Below are 1560 nucleotides of genomic sequence, written 5' to 3'. Positions count from 1 at the left end.
AATGCGCGCGGCTGATCGGCGACCTGTTCACCGACAAGCTGCGCTTCCCCTGCCCCGCCGCCACCATGCTGTGTCTCGTCTATCCGGATCAGGAGGCTGCATCGGCGAAGGCCGGATTCAAGTTCATGCGGACGACCAGCCTCGCCGGAACCCGCAGCGCGCGGTTCCTGCCTCGGATCGGCGAACAGGCCGCCGAGTGGCAGCATGTTCAGGCCGAGCTCCAGGAAGGCCGCCGTCTCGTGCGGGTCTTCTACGGTGTCACGACCTATTCACCGCTGGGCCAGGGAGATCGCCACGAACGCGCGATCAAGTCGATCTACAAGGCGGCGGGCTGGGACCTTACCGACGAGCGCTACCTCCAGATCCAGGGATTGCTCGCCGCGATGCCGCTTACCCTGGCTGACGGGCTCGGCGCCGACATGGAGCGGCTGAAGCGGTTCAAGACCGTGTTGTCGACGACCGCCGCCAATATCGCGCCTATGCAGGGCGAGTATCTCGGCAGCGCCCACCCCCACCTGCTGTTCGTCGGGCGGCGCGGTCAGCCCTTCTTCTGGTCCCCGTTCGAGAACGAGGCCGGCAACCACAATGTCGCGATCTGCGGCAAGTCGGGATCGGGCAAGTCGGTGCTGCTCCAGGAGATGTGCGCCGCGCTGCGCGGTGCCGGCGCACAGGTTGTCGTGATCGACGATGGCCGCAGTTTCGAGCACTCGGTCAAGCTGCAGGGCGGCCGCTTTGTCGAGTTCACGATTGCTGCGGGCTTCTGCCTCAACCCATTCTCGATGATCGATGCCACCCGCGCCGCGGAAGACGAGGACTACCGCCTCGACTGCTTCGGGATGATCAAGGCCATCGTCGGGCAAATGGCTCGCCACAGCGCGAAGCTGACGGATACCGAACGCGGATTGATCGACCGGGCGGTCAACCTCGTTTGGGCGCAGCACGGCGCGGCTGCCACGGTCACGACCGTCGGCGAGATGCTGGCCAGTATCGGCCATGACACTGCGGCAGATATCGCAACCGCGCTTGCACCCTACATGGCGGGCGGAACTTACGGCGCCTTCTTTGAAGGCCAGGCGAGCCTAGACCTCGATGCGGACTTCACGGTCTTCGAGATGTCCGACCTTGCGAGCCGTGAGGATCTGCGCAGCGTCGTGCTCTCAGCCATCATGTTCATGACCAGCCAGGCCATGACGAGAAGCCCGAGGTCGCTGCGCAAGCTTCTGCTGATCGATGAAGCCTGGTCGATGCTCAAGGGCGGCTCGATGGGCGAATTCGTCGAAACCTACGCCCGCACCTGCCGCAAGTATGGCGGCGCGCTGGCGACCGCTACCCAGTCGCTCAACGACTACTACAAGTCCGACGGGGCAACGGCGGCGCTCGAGAACAGCGACTGGATGCTGATCCTCCAGCAGAAGCCGGAGACGATCGCCGATTTCAAGGCGAGCAAGCGCCTCGATATGGACGATCGCACCGAGACGCTGATCCGCAGTCTCAAGCGCTCCGGGAGCGACTATTCCGAGGTGTTCATCAAAGGACCGGAGACCGAGGCGATCGGACGGC

Annotated in this window: 1 protein-coding gene; it reads left to right on the top strand. The window is 64.4% G+C overall.

The features are described from left to right. The coding region (locus AX692_RS14540; protein WP_196491806.1) for a DUF5934 domain-containing protein at positions 1-1560 on the top strand (1560 nt) is incomplete at both ends.

It is taken from the genome of Erythrobacter donghaensis (assembly GCF_001557325.1).
In the GTDB taxonomy this organism is placed as follows: domain Bacteria; phylum Pseudomonadota; class Alphaproteobacteria; order Sphingomonadales; family Sphingomonadaceae; genus Erythrobacter; species Erythrobacter donghaensis_B.
This window is presented reverse-complemented; position numbering and strand designations above follow the sequence as displayed.